This window comes from Clostridium ljungdahlii, from assembly GCF_001636845.1.
In the GTDB taxonomy this organism is placed as follows: Bacteria; Bacillota; Clostridia; order Clostridiales; family Clostridiaceae; genus Clostridium_B; species Clostridium_B ljungdahlii_A.
In genome coordinates this window covers 142,719-161,324 of record NZ_LITT01000063.1, presented here as the reverse complement: position 1 = coordinate 161,324, position 18,606 = coordinate 142,719, and the positions used below count along the sequence as shown (strand labels likewise).

Annotated in this window: 18 protein-coding genes; 11 read left to right on the top strand and 7 right to left on the bottom strand. The window is 29.3% G+C overall.

Annotation, left to right across the window (positions count from 1 at the left end):
* Positions 1-335: 335 nt before the first annotated feature.
* The 7 genes from gyrA to dnaA form a co-directional block, all read right to left on the bottom strand.
* The gene (gene gyrA / locus WY13_RS18915; RefSeq protein WP_063557115.1) at positions 336-2,783 is read right to left on the bottom strand and encodes a DNA gyrase subunit A; all 2,448 of its coding nucleotides are present in this window, start codon (positions 2,781-2,783) and stop codon (positions 336-338) included.
* A gap of 17 nt (positions 2,784-2,800) precedes the next feature.
* Positions 2,801-4,711, bottom strand: a complete 1,911-nt coding sequence (gyrB, locus tag WY13_RS18910; protein WP_174377515.1) for a DNA topoisomerase (ATP-hydrolyzing) subunit B — start codon at positions 4,709-4,711, stop codon at positions 2,801-2,803.
* A 20-nt stretch (positions 4,712-4,731) separates the two neighbouring features.
* The gene (gene remB / locus WY13_RS18905) at positions 4,732-4,995 is read right to left on the bottom strand and encodes an extracellular matrix regulator RemB (protein WP_013236719.1); all 264 of its coding nucleotides are present in this window, start codon (positions 4,993-4,995) and stop codon (positions 4,732-4,734) included.
* Positions 4,996-5,013: 18 nt separating this feature from the next.
* On the bottom strand, positions 5,014-6,114 hold the full coding sequence (recF, locus tag WY13_RS18900) for a DNA replication/repair protein RecF (RefSeq protein WP_063557114.1): 1,101 nt from the start codon (positions 6,112-6,114) through the stop codon (positions 5,014-5,016).
* A 69-nt stretch (positions 6,115-6,183) separates the two neighbouring features.
* Positions 6,184-6,390 carry a S4 domain-containing protein YaaA gene (gene yaaA, locus WY13_RS18895; protein WP_063557113.1) on the bottom strand — a complete coding sequence of 69 codons (207 nt, stop codon included), beginning with the start codon at positions 6,388-6,390 and terminating at the stop codon, positions 6,184-6,186.
* A 27-nt stretch (positions 6,391-6,417) separates the two neighbouring features.
* Entirely contained in the window at positions 6,418-7,521 is a 1,104-nt protein-coding gene (gene dnaN, locus WY13_RS18890) for a DNA polymerase III subunit beta (RefSeq protein ID WP_063557112.1), read from the bottom strand.
* A 256-nt stretch (positions 7,522-7,777) separates the two neighbouring features.
* Positions 7,778-9,130, bottom strand: coding sequence for a chromosomal replication initiator protein DnaA (gene dnaA, locus WY13_RS18885; protein ID WP_063557111.1), 1,353 nt, complete (start codon positions 9,128-9,130; stop codon positions 7,778-7,780).
* Positions 9,131-9,727: 597 nt separating this feature from the next.
* Between dnaA and rpmH the strand changes: the two genes are divergently transcribed.
* From rpmH to WY13_RS18830, 11 genes are all read left to right on the top strand, one after another.
* Positions 9,728-9,862, top strand: coding sequence for a 50S ribosomal protein L34 (gene rpmH, locus WY13_RS18880; protein ID WP_013240860.1), 135 nt, complete (start codon positions 9,728-9,730; stop codon positions 9,860-9,862).
* A 50-nt stretch (positions 9,863-9,912) separates the two neighbouring features.
* Positions 9,913-10,248, top strand: a complete 336-nt coding sequence (rnpA, locus tag WY13_RS18875; protein WP_013240859.1) for a ribonuclease P protein component — start codon at positions 9,913-9,915, stop codon at positions 10,246-10,248.
* Complete coding sequence (yidD, locus tag WY13_RS18870; protein WP_013240858.1) at positions 10,245-10,454, top strand: membrane protein insertion efficiency factor YidD; 210 nt, start codon at positions 10,245-10,247, stop codon at positions 10,452-10,454. The genes rnpA and yidD overlap by 4 nt, the downstream gene beginning before the upstream one ends.
* A gap of 20 nt (positions 10,455-10,474) precedes the next feature.
* The gene (locus WY13_RS18865) at positions 10,475-11,131 is read left to right on the top strand and encodes a membrane protein insertase YidC (RefSeq protein WP_063557110.1); all 657 of its coding nucleotides are present in this window, start codon (positions 10,475-10,477) and stop codon (positions 11,129-11,131) included.
* 16 nt (positions 11,132-11,147) lie between these two features.
* A complete protein-coding gene (jag, locus tag WY13_RS18860) occupies positions 11,148-11,774 on the top strand; it encodes an RNA-binding cell elongation regulator Jag/EloR (protein WP_063557109.1) in 627 nt (208 codons plus the stop codon).
* 143 nt (positions 11,775-11,917) lie between these two features.
* Positions 11,918-13,297 (top strand): tRNA uridine-5-carboxymethylaminomethyl(34) synthesis GTPase MnmE, encoded by a 1,380-nt coding sequence (mnmE, locus tag WY13_RS18855; protein WP_063557108.1) that lies wholly within the window; start codon positions 11,918-11,920, stop codon positions 13,295-13,297.
* An 11-nt stretch (positions 13,298-13,308) separates the two neighbouring features.
* Positions 13,309-15,195 (top strand): tRNA uridine-5-carboxymethylaminomethyl(34) synthesis enzyme MnmG, encoded by a 1,887-nt coding sequence (gene mnmG / locus WY13_RS18850; protein ID WP_063557107.1) that lies wholly within the window; start codon positions 13,309-13,311, stop codon positions 15,193-15,195.
* Between the two features lie 25 nt (positions 15,196-15,220).
* The gene (rsmG, locus tag WY13_RS18845; protein ID WP_063557106.1) at positions 15,221-15,934 is read left to right on the top strand and encodes a 16S rRNA (guanine(527)-N(7))-methyltransferase RsmG; all 714 of its coding nucleotides are present in this window, start codon (positions 15,221-15,223) and stop codon (positions 15,932-15,934) included.
* Positions 15,935-16,033: 99 nt separating this feature from the next.
* Positions 16,034-16,807: a nucleoid occlusion protein gene (gene noc, locus WY13_RS18840; protein WP_013240852.1), complete on the top strand. Its 774-nt coding sequence runs from the start codon at positions 16,034-16,036 to the stop codon at positions 16,805-16,807.
* Positions 16,808-16,942: 135 nt separating this feature from the next.
* A complete protein-coding gene (locus WY13_RS18835; protein WP_063557105.1) occupies positions 16,943-17,710 on the top strand; it encodes a ParA family protein in 768 nt (255 codons plus the stop codon).
* 7 nt (positions 17,711-17,717) lie between these two features.
* Positions 17,718-18,578 carry a ParB/RepB/Spo0J family partition protein gene (locus WY13_RS18830; protein ID WP_063557104.1) on the top strand — a complete coding sequence of 287 codons (861 nt, stop codon included), beginning with the start codon at positions 17,718-17,720 and terminating at the stop codon, positions 18,576-18,578.
* Positions 18,579-18,606 lie beyond the last annotated feature (28 nt).

Genomic DNA, 18,606 nt, shown 5'->3' with positions numbered 1-18,606 from the left:
AATCTGTTAAATCCATCTCCTCAATAAATTGACTTAGCAAACGCACCGAATCATCATCTGGAATCATGTACTCAATATTTAGTGGAAGTTTTAATTGATAATTTCCACGATTTGAAGTATAATTTTTGTGTAAATTAATGTATTTTGTCATATATTAATTTTACCATAAATCTTTCACTCTTCCGAGTGAGAGATTTATTTTTTTATACAAAAACTGTCACACTAATTTTTTTAGTGCGACAGTCCCTTTATTTTATTTAAACCATTTAACACGTTTTATATATCATACATATAAAATTAAATAGTATTAATTCTGCTTAATTTAAATGCACCTACTATTCCTCTACTTGTTTATCATCTGTATCATCACTACAATTTATCTTAGCAATTGCAACAACCCTCTGTTCTTCATCTGTTCTCATGAGAGTAACTCCCATAGTATTTCTATTTGTAACAGAAATCTCAGATACATTGAGCCTTATAGCTACATTACTGCTATTTATGAGCATCATTTCATCCTCATCTTTTACAACTCTAGCACCAACTATTAAACCGGTCTTCTCTGTAACTTTGTAAGTGATAATTCCTTTTCCACCTCTTCTATGAATAGTATATTCGGATACTGGAGTTCTTTTACCAAATCCATTCTCACTAATTACAAGAACATCTTGAGACTTATCTACGATATCCATAGCTACAGCTATATCACCAGTTCTTAAAGTTATGGCTCTTACTCCTGTCGTATTTCTTCCTGTAGGTCTTACATCATTTTCACTGAATCTTATAGCATATCCATTTTTAGTGAAAATAAGAATTTGACTCTTACCTGTAGTCATTCTAACTCCTATAAGTTCATCTTCATCTTTTAAATTTATAGCATTTAATCCATTTTTTCTTATAGAAGCATACTGACTTATCTTAGTCTTCTTTATCAATCCACATCTAGTAGCCATGATAAAATAATTGTCCTTATCAACTTCCTTAAAGGATATAACTGCTTGAATTTGCTCGTCTCCTTGTAGAGGTATTAAATTAACTAAATTTGTTCCTTTAGCCGTTCTACCCGCATCAGGGATTTCATAACCCTTTAATTTATACACTTTACCTTTGTTAGTGAAAAATAAAATATTATTGTGGGTTGATGTAATAAATATGTGCTCTACAAAATCATCCTCTTTTGTAGACATTGCTTGTATTCCCTTTCCCCCTCTTCTTTGGGAAGAATAGGTATCAGCAGAAATTCTTTTTATATATCCTGAATGAGTTAGAGTTATTACTACTTCCTGCTCTTCAATAAGATCTTCAATATTTATATCATCATTGCTTATTTGTATTTCAGTTTTTCTTTCATCACCATATTTATCTCTTATCTCAATTAATTCATCTTTAATTATCTTCAACAGCAATTCTTTATTTTCTAGTATTTCCTTCAGATGTTTTATTGTTTCCATCAATTCATTATATTCATTTTCAATTTTTTCTCTTTCAAGACCTGTAAGTCTTTGAAGTCTCATATCCAAGATAGCTTGAGCCTGTTTTTCTGAAAGACTAAATTCAGACATTAACCCATTCCTAGCATTTTCTGTAGTTTTAGATGATCTTATTAGACGTATTACCTCATCTATATGATCTAATGCTATTTTTAATCCTTCTAGAATATGAGCTCTAGCTTGAGCTTTATCTAAATCAAATTTAGTTCTTCTTGTTACAATTTCTTCTTGAAATTGTAAATAATATACAAGCATCTGCTTTAAATTCAGTACTTTTGGTTCATTATTTACAAGAGAAATCATTATAATTCCAAAAGTATCCTGCATCCTTGTATGTTTGTACAGCTGGTTAAGAGTTACATTAGGATTTGCATCTCTTTTTAATTCTATAACTATTCTCATTCCATCTCTATCTGATTCATCTCTAATATCAGATATTCCATCTATTTTTTTATTCTTAACAAGGTCAGCCATATTTTCTATAAGCTTCGATTTATTAACTTGATATGGAATTTCAGTTATTATTATTCTATTTCTACCCTTAACTTCCTCAATTTCAGCTTTAGCCCTTACTAATATTTTTCCTCTTCCAGTTTCATAAGCACTTCTTATGCCTGATGTGCCAATTATTATTCCTGCAGTTGGAAAATCAGGACCTTTTATAGATGTCATAAGCTCACTAATTGTTATATCTGGATTGTCTATTATCATTATGACACCATTTATAACTTCAGTAAGATTATGAGGTGGTATATTTGTAGCCATACCTACTGCTATTCCAGCAGAACCATTTACAAGCAAATTAGGAAATCTTGAAGGTAAAACTGAAGGTTCTTTTTCTTCACCATCAAAGTTTGGGACGAAATCTACTGTATTTTTATTTATTCCCCTTAGCATTTCAAGTGTTATCTTATTCATTTTAGCTTCAGTATACCTCATTGCTGCCGCACTATCTCCATCTACTGAACCAAAATTTCCATGACCATCAACTAGAGTATACCTGATAGAGAAGTCTTGTGCCAATCTAACTAGAGCATCATAAACTGCTGTATCACCATGAGGATGATATTTACCTAAAACATCTCCTACAATTCTTGCACACTTCCTATAGCCCTTCTCAGGAGTAAGTCCTAACTCATACATAGAGTACAGTATTCTTCTGTGAACTGGCTTTAATCCATCACGTACATCTGGAAGTGCACGGCTTACAATAACACTCATAGCATAGTCTATATAACTTTTCTTCATTTCACGGCTTATGTCTACTGGTAAAATTTTTCCTTCATCAAACATCTATTACACCTCTCTACTTATATATCTAAGTTTACAACTTTTTTAGCATTTTCTTGTATAAAATTTCTACGAGGTTCTACCTTGTCACCCATAAGTATAGTAAAGATTTCATCAGCAGCCATAGTGTCCTCTACATTTACTTGAATAAGGGTTCTTGTTTCTGGATTCATTGTAGTATCCCAAAGTTGCTCTGAATCCATTTCTCCAAGTCCTTTATATCTTTGTATATCTACATTACTGTCTTTCCCACCTATTTCAGTAAGCAATACGTCTAATTCATCATCTGAATATGCATAGTATTCCTTCTTCCCTTTAGCTACTCTATATAAAGGTGGTTGAGCTATATAAACGTGACATTTTTCAACAAGCTCCTTCATATATCTGAAGAAAAAAGTAAGTAATAATGTTCTTATGTGCGCACCATCTACATCTGCATCTGTCATTATTATTATTTTATTGTATCTTATTTTATTTACATCAAAATCTTTTCCTATACCTGCTCCAAATGCCGTTATCATGGCTCTTATTTCTTCATAACCAAGTATTTTGTCAAGCCTTTGTTTCTCAACATTCATTATTTTACCACGAAGTGGAAGTATAGCTTGAAATTTTCTATTTCTACCTTGTTTTGCAGATCCACCTGCGGAATCACCCTCGACTAAATATATTTCACATTCAGAAGGATCTTTAGATGAACAATCTGCTAATTTTCCTGGAAGAGAAGTATTTTCAAGTATAGATTTACGTCTTGTAAGCTCTCTTGCTTTTCTTGCCGCTTCTCTAGCACGTGATGCCATAAGTGATTTATCAAGTATCATCTTCGCTACTTGAGGATTTTCCTGTAAAAAATTATTTAATGACTCTCCCATTATGCTGTCAACTATACCACGCACTTCACTATTTCCTAGTTTTGTTTTCGTCTGTCCTTCAAATTGAGGGTCTACAAGTTTTACAGATATAACTGCAGTAAGGCCTTCCCTTATATCTTCTCCTGATAGATTTTTGTCATTTTCTTTTAATATACCAAATTTTTTTGCATAATCATTAAATACTCTAGTAAGTGCTGACTTAAATCCAGCTAAATGAGTTCCACCTTCTACTGTATCTATATTATTAGCAAAAGCAAAAATATTTTCAGTATACCCATCATTGTATTGAATAGCAATTTCTACAGAGTAGTCATCTTTTTTGCCCTCTACGTATATAGGCTCTTTATGAATTGGTTGTTTATTTCTATTAAGATAAGTTACAAATGACTTTATTCCACCTTCATAGTGAAATATTTCTTCTTTATCATCTCTCTCATCTTCTAACCTTATTTTTATACCCTTGTTTAAAAATGCCAATTCTCTAAGCCTTTGAGCCAATGTATCATAATCATATTCTATTTCATCAAATATTTCTGCATCCGGTTTAAAGTGAATTTTTGTTCCGTGCTCCTCACTATCACCTATTATGTCAAGTCCACTTGCTACTTTTCCTCTTTTAAATACCTGTCTCCATATATGGCTTTCTCTTTTTACTTCAACTTCACAGATTTCAGACAGAGCATTTACAACTGATGCTCCAACTCCATGAAGTCCGCCGGAAACTTTGTATCCGCCACCACCAAATTTTCCTCCTGCATGTAGTATAGTCATTATAACTTCTACAGTTGGTTTTTTCATTTTATGGTGCATTCCAACAGGCATTCCTCTACCATTATCCGTAACTGTTATAGAATTATCTTTATGTATAATTACATTTATTTTATCGCAATATCCTGCCAGTGCCTCATCTATGCTATTATCAACTATCTCATACACTAAATGATGAAGCCCCCTTGAACTAGTACTTCCAATATACATTCCAGGTCTTTTTCTAACAGCTTCAAGACCTTCTAATACTTGTATTTGATTTTCATCATAAGTTTGCTTTTTTTCTTGCATCATACCTATATCCTCCTATTTTAGAGTTCGTAACATAAAATTTCTGACCTTTTAGCTAGTGTGGATGAAGATATAGGTGATAAATAAATTCTACTTTTTTTATTTACTTCCGCAATAATGAATGATTTAGGTTTATCTTTTGTAATTTTTTGAACAAATCCATCTTCTTCAGCCATTCTTAAAAATTGGGTTGTATCAGAATTATATGTTGAAGTTTCAATATCAAATATTCCAATTATATCTTTTATCGGAACAACTATATTTTCACCTAAATGTAAAAACATAACAATCTCCTTTCAAAATTAAATTCTATTCATCTTTCCACTCTTTACAATAAATATTTGATTTTCTTTTTTTACATTTTTTTTAATGCCGCCAATTCCTGTACCCGTTATAAATGTTTGTATTTCATTTATAGAATTTAATATATACTTTTGTCTATTTGCATCTAGTTCAGATAAAACATCATCCAGTAGCAAAACGGGATATTCTCCTGTAATTTCTTTTATTATTTCAAGAGACGCAAATTTCATAGTTAGAACTGATGTCCTCTGTTGTCCTTGGGAACCAAAGTTTCTTACATTTATACCATTTATGCTCGTAACAAAATCATCCCTATGTGGACCATAGAGGGTAATACCTTTTTCTATATCCCTTTGTCTATTAGTTTCCAAAACTTTAAACAAGCTGTTTTCTATATTATCTAAGTCTGTTATAGATGTTACATATTTAAATTCTATTTTTTCAGTTTGTGAAGTTATATCTTCATGAATAATTTTACCCATTTTGCTAAGTTTGTTTATGTATTTATTTCTGAGATCTATTATAACTGCACCATATTTAGACAATTGGATATCATATATATCAAGAATATCACTATTACTGCTACTCCGTTTTCTAAGCAATAAATTTCTTTCACTTAGGACCTTGTTATATTGAACTAAGTTATAATAATATCTTTTACTGAATTTACACAGCTCTATATCCAAAAACTTTCTTCTGAAAGAAGGAGATTCTTTTATTATTTTTAAATCTTCTGGAGAAAACATTACTACATTAAAAATTCCCATAAGTTCAGACAGTTTATTTACCCTTATAGAATTTATGTTTATTCCCTTTTTGCCTTCTTTGAATATCTTTATCTCTATTTTTTTATCATTTAAGTTGTGTGATGAACTATATACCCCAGCTTTTATATAAGCATATTTGCCATTCCAATTTATTAATTCCTTATCCTTATTTGTTCTTGGTGACTTGCCTATACTGCAATAGTATATACTCTCTAATATATTCGTTTTTCCTTGTGCATTATCTCCTATAAATACATTCAAATTTTTATCAAATTCTATTTCTAGTTCCTTATAGTTTCTAAAATTAATAAGTTTTAAATACTTGATATACATATAAAAACACCTATTTATAATTATATCACAATATATAATGCACATTTAATACTAAATTTCTAATTGCACCTATATAATTTTATAAGTTTTTTCTTGAAATTCAACTGTAAATCCTTGCGAAAGTTTTCTTCCTCTTCTCGTTTCCACTTCTCCATTTACCTTTACCATTCCATCTTTTATAAACATTTTAGCTTCAGAGCCTTGTGAAACAGCCCCGCACCATTTTAGAAAAGAATCTAATTTTATTATATCTGTATTAATTTTAATTTCATTCATTTTCTATTATCTCCAATTTTTTTATTTTTAATTGTTTAAAAGCCTTACAGGAAGTACTAAATAAGTGCAATTATCTTTATCCTTATTTTTGATTACGCATGGACTTACACTGCTGGAGAATTTCATAATAATTTCTTCTTCATCCATTATTTTTAAAACATCTATTAAGTATTTTGAATTAAATGCAATTTTTAGTGTGTCTCCTTGCAATAATATGTTTAGTTCTTCTCTGACCATTCCTAATTGAGAATTTGAAGTTATTATCATGTTGTTTTCTTCTATTTCTAACTTTATTAAATTGGTATTACTGTCTTTAGCCATTAGTGAAGCTCTTTCAATGCAACTTAAAAGTTCTTCTCTTTTAGCTGTTACTTGCAAATTAAATTCATCTGGAATTATAGAATTATATTTTATAAATTCACCTTCCAGTAATCTAGATATAATTTTAGTATTATCTAAATTAAAAAGTATGTGATTAGGTGTAAAAGTTATATTTACATTTTTATCATTATCTTCTAAGATTTTAGAAACTTCATTTAATGTTTTTTCTGGAATTACAGCATTTATTATGTTTTCTGTATTAAGATATTCTGATTTTAAAGCTAATCTATATCCGTCTAACGCTACTAAATTTAATTTTTTGTCCTTGATTTCAAATAAAATGCCTGTAAGTATAGGTCTGGTTTCATCTTGAGCTGCAGCGAAAATAGTACTTTTTATCATATCTTTTAGTATTTTTTGAGGTATTAAGAAAATAATATTTTCATTTATATTAGGTATTTCAGGAAAATCTTCTGCATTCATATGAATTAGATTAAATTTAGATTTTTGACATATTATTTCTATTGAATTATTTTCTGTAGTAGAAATATTTATATTGTCATTAGGTAATTTTCTTATAATTTCTCCAAATATTCTAGAATCAACTACTACAGATCCTTCTTCCTTTATTTCTGCATTTATTTTTGTTTCTATACTGAGGTCTATATCTGATCCAGTTAATTTAATTTGATTTTTACAGGTTGTAATAAGTAGACCATTTAATATTGGCATGCTGGATTTCCCTGTAATAGCTTTTTGTGCTATTGAAATAGCTTCTTGTAATTCTGTTTTTGTACATATAAAATTCATTTAATGTCCTCCTTTATTCACAATGTAGAAAGATATATAGAACATAGATAATTAATTAAATTTAGTAATAATAGTAGTAGGGACTGTGATTATGTGGATAACCTTTGAATGCGTTGATATTGAATAAAAAAATGCGAAAAATAATTGTGGATAAGTAATTGATAAAAATTGACGTTATCCACATAATTAGAAAAAAAAATATTAATATTTTTTATGCACAGTGTTATTACTAAATAATATTAACAGTTGTTGATATTTAATTTTGGTTTAGTCGTTTTGTTAAATCGCCTATAGCATTTTGAAGACTTTCATCCTGTTTTAAATTAGTTGATATTTTTTCATAGGCATGTATTACGGTAGTATGATCTCTTCCACCAAATTCTTCTCCGATTTTTGGCAAAGACATATCTGTAAGTTTTCTACACAAGTACATAGCTATTTGCCTTGGAAAAGCTACATTTCTTGTTCTTCTTGCAGATTTTAAATCATCTACTTTTAAGTTATAATAGTTGGCAACTACATCTTGTATTAAGTCTATAGTAACTTGTTTTGATTGTTTGCTTGAAATTATATCTTTTAAAGCCTCTACTGCCAAATCTATACTTATTTCTTTATTTGTAAGTGAAGAGAAAGCGACTATCCTTATTAGGGCACCTTCAAGTTCTCTAATGTTAGATTTAATTTTAGTAGCTATATACACCATTACTTCATTAGGAATATTTAAATTTTCCACGTCTGCTTTCTTTTTTAATATAGCCATTCTAGTTTCAAAGTCTGGTGGTTGAATGTCTGCTATAAGTCCCCATTCAAATCTAGATCTAAGTCTATCTTCTAATGTAGGGATTTCTTTTGGTGGTCTATCACTGGATAGAATTATTTGTTTATTAGCTTCGTATAATGCATTGAAGGTATGAAAAAATTCCTCTTGAGTTCTTTCTTTACCTGCAATAAATTGTATATCATCTATTAAGAGTACATCTATATTTCTATATTTATTTCTAAATTCTACATTTTTATCATCTTTTATTGAATTTATAAGCTCGTTTGTAAATTTTTCAGATGAAACGTATACTACTTTAGATTTACTATTATTGTTTAATATGTAGTGTCCTATAGCATGCATTAAATGAGTTTTGCCTAGTCCTACGCCTCCGTATATGAATAGAGGGTTATATGCTTTTGAAGGTGATTCAGCTACAGCAAGTGAAGCTGCATGAGCGAATCTATTACTATTGCCTATAACAAAGGAATCAAAAGTATATTTTGGATTTAGCATGGTTGACATTTCATCATTTACCAATACGGAATTTTTATTGTGTTTTTTGTTAGTATTGTCTAATGTTAAAGCTTCTTCTGATTCAGAGGCAATTAAAAATTTAATGTTGTATTTTTTTGAAGTAATTAATTTTAGAGCATTAGTTATTAGATTTTTATATTTACTAGTTAATATGCCTTTGGTAAGGTCATTTGGTACACTTAATATGAAGGTGTCATTTTCAATAGATACAGGAGTAATACTTTTAATCCATGTGTTAAAGCTTACTTCAGTAATTTCACCATTTATTATGTTTAAAGATTGTTCCCATATTTCTTTTGGATGGGCATTCATTTTGTATCCTCCAGTCTTAGAAAAATAATTCACAACATATTTACATGATTATAAACGTCATTATATTTTCTTGACATATGTTTATAAAAATATTCACATGTTTATAAATATGTTTATATCTTTTAAATAAAAAAAGTTATAAACAATAACCGTAAAATAAATATTAACATTATCTACAATGAATAATGTTAGTAAAATAGTTAAAAATGTATAAATGAATAGGAAGTTTATATAAAATAAAACAACTTATGCACATTTTTATCCACAGTTGTGGATAAGTTATATATTTTTAAAGTTATTAACAGGTCTCTATTTATAATATCAAAACCTAACTACCTATTCAAGAAGTTATCCACAAAAACCGATAAAAAATATTAACAGGTAATGTTTTTTATCCATTTTTGTAGTCGTCATTTTGTATTGACATTGTAACTTAGTGAATATATAATTTAATAGTAAAACTTTAGGATTTATAATTAGGTGAATTGATTGCTTTTATAAATGTTAGTTTACATGAGAGTAATGTATTTATTGCGCTCCATATATAATAAGTAAAGAAAAAATAAATGCTAAATTGGAAAGGAGTTGTGTTATAGTATGTGGATGACTTATCAACCAAAAAAGAAACAAAGAAAAAGAGAGCATGGCTTTAGAAAAAGAATGAGAACTTTGTCAGGAAGAAATGTTATTAGAAGAAGAAGACAAAAAGGTAGAAAGAGATTAACAGCATAAGGGCCGCTTTTGTGGCCTTTTTCTGCAAGCAGAAAAAAGGAGCAAAACATATGGATGTTTACAGAATAAAAAAGAATGCAGAATTTAGGGCTGTGTATAGAAGAGGAAAATCTTTTTCTAATAATCTATTAGTATTATATATTTACAGAAATAAAAAGGGTATAAATAGATTAGGTATATCAGTGAGTAAGAAGGTAGGAAAGAGTGTTATTAGAAATAGAATTAAACGATTAATCAAAGAGAATTTTAGGTTGAATATTGAAGACATAAAAGTTGGATATGATTTAGTATTTATAGCTAGGAATTTGTCAAATGGTAAAAGTTATATAGAAATAGAGAATTCCATGAAAAATTTAATTAAAAAAGCAGGTTTGTATAATAAATGAAAAAATTTTTAATTTTTTTAGTTAAATTGTATATGAAATATATATCACCTTTGAAGGGTCCATGTTGTAGATTTTACCCTACTTGTTCACAGTATACAGTAGAAGCATTGCAAAAATATGGTACTATAAAAGGTGGATTTATGTCTATAAAGAGAATATTGAGGTGTAATCCATTTTGCAAGGGAGGATATGACCCAGTTAAATAAATTTCGGGAGGTTTAGTATTTTGCAATATCTAAATAATGCTTTTGTTCAGTTTTTTGAGTTTTTACATCATAGTGTAACTTCCGTCATACCTAATCAGAATGTGTCTTATGGTATCGCAATAATTTTAATGACTATAATAATTAGAATTATAATACTTCCACTAGGTATAAAACAAGCAAGATCTTCACTTATAATGAATGAAATTCAGCCAGAAGTAAAAAAGCTACAAGAGAAATATAAAAAAGATCCTCAGAAAGCACAGCAAGAAATGATGAAATTATATAAAGAAAAAGGAGCAAGTCCTTTTAGTGGATGTTTACCGCTTCTAATTCAATGGCCTATTCTAATAGCTCTCTATTATGTTTTTAACAATCTATCAGGAATAAATGGCGTTAGTTTTTTGTGGATAAAAGATTTAGCTAAAACGGATATATTCCTTGCTATTTTATCTGGCATAACTACTTTCTTATCAGGATATCTAATGATGTCAGGTAATAGCGAACAAGCAAAGCAGTCAAAGAATATGAATATAGGAATGTCTGCAGTTATGGTATTTATGAGTATAAAGTTTAAAGCAGCTTTAGTACTTTATTGGGTTGTTAGTAATTTAATTCAAATAGCACAAACTGTTGTTTTGAAAAAGATTGAAATGAAAAAAGGAAATATTAAGGCTTAGGGGGTGGCCATGTGTTATGGATTTTATAGAAACGACTGGGAAGACAGTAGAGGATGCATTTAAAACTGCACTTTCTGAATTAAAAGTTGAAGAAGATAAAGTGGAAATGGAAGTTTTAGATGAAGGCAATAAAGGTTTTTTTAATATTATAGGAACGAGGCCAGCCAAAATAAGAGTTACGGTTAAGAGAGATTATATAAATGAAGCTAAAACATTTTTGAAAAGTATTTTAGATAAAATTAAGGTAGAGGCTGAAATAGAAATAAAAGAAGACAAAAATGGCATAAAAATGTATTTAACTGGTCAAGAAATGGGAATACTTATAGGATATAGGGGAGAAACGTTAGATGCACTTCAGTATCTTGTAAGTCTTGTAATAAATAAAAATCATGATACAGAATATAAGAGAGTTGTTTTAGACACAGAAAATTATAGATTTAAAAGAGAAGAAACACTAAAGAGACTTGCTAGAAGAGTAGCTGAAAAGGTTAAGAGGACAGGTAGAATAATTAAGTTAGAACCAATGAATCCTTACGAGAGAAGAATAATTCATTCTGCCCTTCAAAATAATATTTATGTGAATACATATAGCGAAGGTCAGGAACCCTTTAGAAGAGTTGTAGTGGATTTAAAGAAAGCCTAAAGGCTTTCTTTTTTACATTTAGAAAAATAAATGGGAGATACAAAATAATTATTTTTCCCATAATAATTTTAGACATTAGCTAGATGTAGATTATTTTATGTGTAGAAGTATACTTATAAATTATATTTTGAGGAAGTGAAATAATGAAAGAGTTTGATACAATAGCAGCTGTAGCTACTGTTTTAGGTGAAGGTGGCATATCGATTATAAGGATTTCAGGCTGTGATTCACTTAAAATAGTTAATAGTATATTTAAAGGAAAAAATAATAGAAATTTAATGAATATGAAACCTTATTCTATGAGATATGGTTATATAGTAGAAAAAAGTAGTGGTGAATTACTAGATGAAGTACTTGTTAGTTTTATGAAATCCCCTAAAAGTTATACTTCAGAAGATACAGTTGAAATAAATTGTCACGGTGGAGTTGTGGCAACTAAGAAAGTACTCGAGGAAGTTATTAAATCTGGAGCTAGAATTGCAGAGCCAGGAGAGTTTACAAAGAGGGCATTTTTAAATGGAAGGATAGATTTAAGTCAGGCGGAAGCGGTAATTGATATAATTAGAGCAAAAACTGAACTTTCGATGAAGTCAGCTGTACAGCAATCTACAGGTAAGATTTCTAAAGAAATTAACGCACTTAGAGAAAAGCTTTTGGAGGTAATTGCACATATAGAAGCTACAGTGGACTATCCTGAAGAAGACTTAGAAGAAATGACATCAGAGAAGGTTTCCATGAGATTACAGGAAATATTAGACGAAATAAATCATATATTAAGCACTGCAGAAGAAGGTAAGATAGTCAGAGATGGATTGAATACAGTAATTGTAGGAAAACCTAATGTAGGTAAATCCTCACTTTTAAATTCTTTAATTAGAGAAAATAGGGCAATAGTTACAGATGTACCAGGTACAACAAGGGATGTCATAGAGGAATATATGAATATAGATGGAATTCCTATAAAGGTAATTGATACTGCAGGAATAAGGAAAACAGAGGATTTGGTAGAAAAAATTGGTGTAGAGAGATCTAAACAAAAGATAGATGAAGCTGATTTAGTCATATTAATGCTGGATTCAAGTGAAGAATTGGATGATGAAGATAAAGAGATTATGAATTATATAAAAGATAAAAAATATATAATTCTATTAAATAAAATTGATATAAATGATAAAATAAATTTAGACGACATTTGTAATTTGGATTCCAGTTGTATAATAAAAACTTCAATAAAGACAGGTAAAGGATTGGATAAGATAAAAACATGTATTAAAGACTTGTTTTTTAAAGGTGAGGTTAAACCAGGAGATTTATTTATAACTAATGCTAGACATAAGGAAGGACTTATAAGAGCTAAGGAAAGTTGTATTGAAGCTTTAGAAGCATTAAAGAATACATCTGCTATAGATTTGGCATCTATAGATATAAGAAATGCATGGGATAATCTTGGGAAAATAACTGGAGACACCTTAGAAGAAGATATAATTGATAAAATATTTTCACAATTTTGTTTAGGAAAGTAGGTAGTTAAAAATTGGAGTATTTTTCAGAAAAATATGATGTAATAGTTGTGGGAGCAGGTCATGCAGGTTGTGAAGCAGGACTTGCAGCTGCTAGAATGGGTTGTAAGACTTTAGTGTGTACAATGAATTTAGATAGTGTAGGATTTATGCCTTGTAATCCTAATGTTGGTGGAACTGCTAAAGGGCATTTAGTAAGGGAAATAGATGCTTTAGGTGGAGAGATGGGTGTAAATATTGATCATACTTTTATACAGTCAAGAATGCTTAATACTTCTAAAGGACCAGCAGTACATTCACTTAGGGCTCAGGCTGATAAGAAAAACTATTCAATTAGAATGAAAGAGGTACTTGAAAAACAAAGTAACTTGTCTTTAAGACAAATAGAAGTACTAAGTATAAGGACAGATGATAACAGAAAAGTATGTGGTGTATTAACTAAGAATGGAGCATATTTTGAAACGAAAACTGTGGTTTTGGCTACAGGCACTTATCTAAAGGGTAAAGTTATCATAGGAGACGTAAGTTATAATTCGGGACCAAATGGATTTATGCCTGCTAATGACCTTTCCCAGAGTTTGCTTGATCTTGGTATAGAACTTAGAAGGTTTAAAACTGGTACACCAGCTAGGGTAAATAAGCGAAGCGTTGATTTTTCAAAAATGATAGAACAACCAGGTGATAAGAAAATAGTTCCTTTTTCTTTTATGAGTGGAAATTTAGATAGAAGTCAAATATCTTGTTATTTAACGTATACTACAGAGAATACTTTAAAAGTAATAAGAGATAATATAAATAGATCTCCACTTTATAATGGTTCTATTAAATCTGTAGGTCCTAGGTACTGTCCTTCAATAGAAGATAAAGTAATGAGATTTCCAGACAAGGAAAAGCATCAGATATTTATAGAGCCTGAAGGTGAAAATACGGACGAACTATATGTAGATGGGGCATCTACTTCTATGCCAGAAGATGTGCAGATTGCTATGTATAGAACTATAGCTGGACTTGAAAATGTAGAGTTTTTAAGAACAGGTTATGCTATTGAATATGATTGTATAAATCCAACACAACTAAAACTTTCACTGGAATTTAAAAAAGTTGAAGGATTGTTTGGTGCAGGTCAACTAAATGGAAGTTCAGGATATGAGGAAGCTGCTTCTCAGGGAATAATTGCAGGTATAAATGCTGCTCTTAAATCACAAGGCAATCTACCTCTTATTTTAAAGAGATCAGATGGATATATAGGTGTTTTAGTGGATGACTTAGTTACAAAGGGAACTCAGGAGCCTTACAGAATGATGACGTCACGAGCAGAGTATAGGCTAATACTGAGACAAGATAATGCAGATTTGAGACTTACGGAACTTGGACATAAAATAGGACTTGTTAGCGAAGAAAGATATGAAAAATATTTAAAAAGAAAAAGTAACATTGAGAAAGAAGTTGAAAGAATAAAAGATATTCACATAACGCCTAAAAAAGAAGTAGTTGATTTCTTAAGTTCTATAGGTTCTTCTGAATTGAAGAAAACTACAAGTTTGTATGAGCTTATTAAAAGACCAGAGCTTGACTATTTTAAGGTACAACCACTTGATGTAGATAGACCAGAGCTTGGGGAAGATATTCAAGAAGAAGTTAACATTATTTCCAAATACGAGGGGTATATTGAGAAACAATTAGAACAAGTAAGTCAATTTAAAAAATTTGAAAATAAAATTATACCTGAAGACATAGACTATGATAAGATAAATGGATTGAGAATAGAAGCTACCCAAAAATTAAAAAAGATAAGACCTATGAGTATAGGTCAGGCTTCTAGAATTTCAGGAGTTTCTCCAGCAGATATTTCTGTTTTACTAATTTATATGGAGAAAAAATATAGAGATAAGGATCTGTAAATGAAGGTAGATTGGAGAACTAAATATGCAATATTTTAAAATTATAGATACTGCATGTAAAGATGTAGGACTAGAATTTGATGAAGAAAAGTATAATAAATTTATAAAATATAAGGATATATTAAAATTTTGGAACAACAAAATTAATCTTACTACTATAGTAGAAGATGAAGATATAATAAAAAAACACTTTATAGATTGTGTAAAAATATTTAAATTTTCACCATTAAGAGATATTTCTAATGTTATAGATATAGGAACAGGAGCTGGATTCCCGGGTATACCTATGAAGATAGTTAATCCTCAAATAAAAGTAGTACTTTTAGATTCATTAAATAAGAGGATAAACTTTCTGAATCAAGTTATATCAGATATTGAATTAAATGATATAAAATGTATACACGGAAGAGCAGAAGATTTTTCTAAAGATATTGAGTATAGAGAAAAATTTGATGCAGCAGTTTCAAGGGCAGTAGCAAATTTAACTGTTCTAAGTGAGTTTTGTATTCCTTATATAAAATTAGGTGGATATTTTGTGGCTATGAAAGGTCCATCTGTTGAGGATGAGATTAAGGAAAGTAAAAAAGCTGTTAGTATTTTAGGTGGGAAAATAGAGGATATAATAAGAATAGAAAATGATGATCTTAATCATAATTTAGTCGTAATAAAAAAAGTTAAGAGAACACCAAATATGTATCCAAGAAAGGCAGGTATAGTTTCTAAAAAGCCACTAAAATAAATGCAATAATTTGTCGGATAAAAATTATATAAATTAGAAGGATTTTATAAAACGGTGAAGAAATGTTAACAATAGGAAACATAAGAGGGATGGTTAAATATGCAAAAGAACGTTAATTATATACCCGTAGATTTAATTTTACCTAATGTATATCAACCAAGAAAATATTTTAATGAAGAAAGTTTAGAAGAGTTAGCTCAATCTATAAGTTCATATGGAATAGTTCAACCACTGTCAGTAAGAAAATTAGGTGAAAATAAGTACGAATTAGTTGCTGGGGAAAGAAGACTGCGAGCAGCAAAAAAAGCAGGGCTTACTGAAGTCCCTGTAATAATAGTAGATATAAGTGATAAAGAATCTGCTGCAATTGCACTTTTAGAAAATTTGCAGAGGGAAAATTTGAATTTTTTAGAAGAAGCAGAAGCATATTATAATTTAATAAAGGATCATTCTTATACTCAAGAGAAACTAGCTGAAACTATAGGAAAAAAACAATCTACTATTGCAAATAAAATTAGACTTCTTAGACTTGATAAAGAAATTAGAATTATGTTACTAGAGAATAATTTAACTGAAAGGCATGCAAGAGCTTTATTAAAACTTCCAACATTAGAGATTCAGAAAAAAATATTAAAAATTGTAATTAAGAAATCTTTGAATGTAAAAAAAACGGAAGAGCTTATTAATAAAGAATTAGACAAGCTCACTAGTAATAAAAAAAATAAAAGAAAGAAAATAAAAGGAATATTTTCTCCTAAAGTATATATAAATACAATTAAGCAGATTTTTGATAAATATGGGCTGAATGCAAAGTATACTTCGGAGGATTCAGACGAAGAGGTTCAGATTATAATTACTATTCCTAAAAAATAAAATGTTTCACATGAAACATTTTATTTTTTTATAGAAATTTAAATGTTAATTAATAATAAAAACTCTTTTATTATTTTAAATAAAAATATATAATTAGAAAAGATGAATATATAAAGCTGGAAGGAGGAAATTTAAATGAAGGTAATATCCATATTTAATCAAAAGGGTGGGGTTGGTAAAACTACTACTTGTATCAATTTAAGTGCTTATTTGGCTATGCAAGGATATAAAATATTGAATATAGATATTGATCCTCAAGGTAATACTACTAGCGGATTGGGAATTGATAAGGAAAATTTAGAAGCTTCTATATATGATATATTAACTTCAGATGTTGAAATAGATAATGTTATAAAAAAATGTGAGTTAATAGATAATTTTTCTATAGTCCCATCAACTATAGAACTAGCTGGAGCTGAAGTGGAATTAATAAATAAAGAAAATAGAGAAAATATATTAAAGAATAGTCTAAAAAAGCTAAAAGCTAAATTTGATTTTATATTTATAGATTGTCCTCCGTCCTTGGGACTTTTGACTGTAAACGCACTTACAGCATCAAATAGTGTGATTATACCTATCCAATGCGAATTTTATGCTTTGGAAGGTGTTGGACAACTAGTCAACACAGTACAATTGATAACAGAATCCTTAAATAGAAATTTAAAAATTGAAGGGGTTATTATGAGTATGTGTGATGGGAGAACTAATCTGTCTACTCAAGTGATTTCAGAAGTAAAAAAATATTTTAAAGATAAAGTATATAAAAGTACCATACCTAGAAATATAAGATTAGCTGAAGCTCCTAGTTTTGGACTACCTATAGTACTTTATGATGATAAATGTAAAGGTGCTAAAGCTTATGAAAGATTAACTAAAGAATTTTTGCATAGGCAAAAGGAGTGAGTGAGGTTTGAATAAAAAATATGGATTAGGTAAAGGACTTAGAGCATTGATACCTGAAAATGCATTAGAAGAGAATGCAGAAAGTAAAAAGGATACAATACTTATTGATATTGACTTAATAAGTGCAAATAAAACTCAGCCTAGGAAAAACTTTGATGAACAAAAAATATTACAACTTTCTCAATCAATACAAGAGCATGGTATAATACAACCACTTATACTTAATAAAACAGGAGATGATGCATATAGCATAGTTGCAGGTGAGAGAAGATGGAGAGCTGCAAAATTAGCTAATATTAAAGAAGTGCCTGCAATCATAATGAATTTATCTGATAAGGAAATTCTAGAAATTTCCCTTATAGAAAATATACAGAGACAAGATTTAAATCCAATAGAAGAGGCTTTAGCTTATAAGAGATTAATTAATGATTTTAATTTAACTCAAGAAGAATTGAGTGTAAAGATAGGTAAATCTAGGACTGCAATTACTAATTGTATGAGACTTTTGAATTTAGACAGCAGAGTTCAAGAATATATAATAGATGGAGTTATTACAGAAGGCCATGGTAGAGCACTCTTAGGTGTGGACGATGGAGAACTACAATATAAATTAGCACAAAATGTAATAGATGAAAATCGAACAGTTAGAGATATAGAAAAAATTATTAAAAATCTAAATTCTAGTAAGGCAGCTAAGAATGATAATATAAAAAAAGCAAATCCCTATTATGTAGATATAAGAGAAAAGCTAGAAGATTTATTTGGCACTAAGGTTTCACTAATGGATAAAAAGAATAAAGGAAAAATACAAATAGAATATTATTCTCAAGAAGATTTGCAGAGAATATTAGATATACTAAAAATTTGATAAGTCTTGTTTAAATGTTTCATGTGAA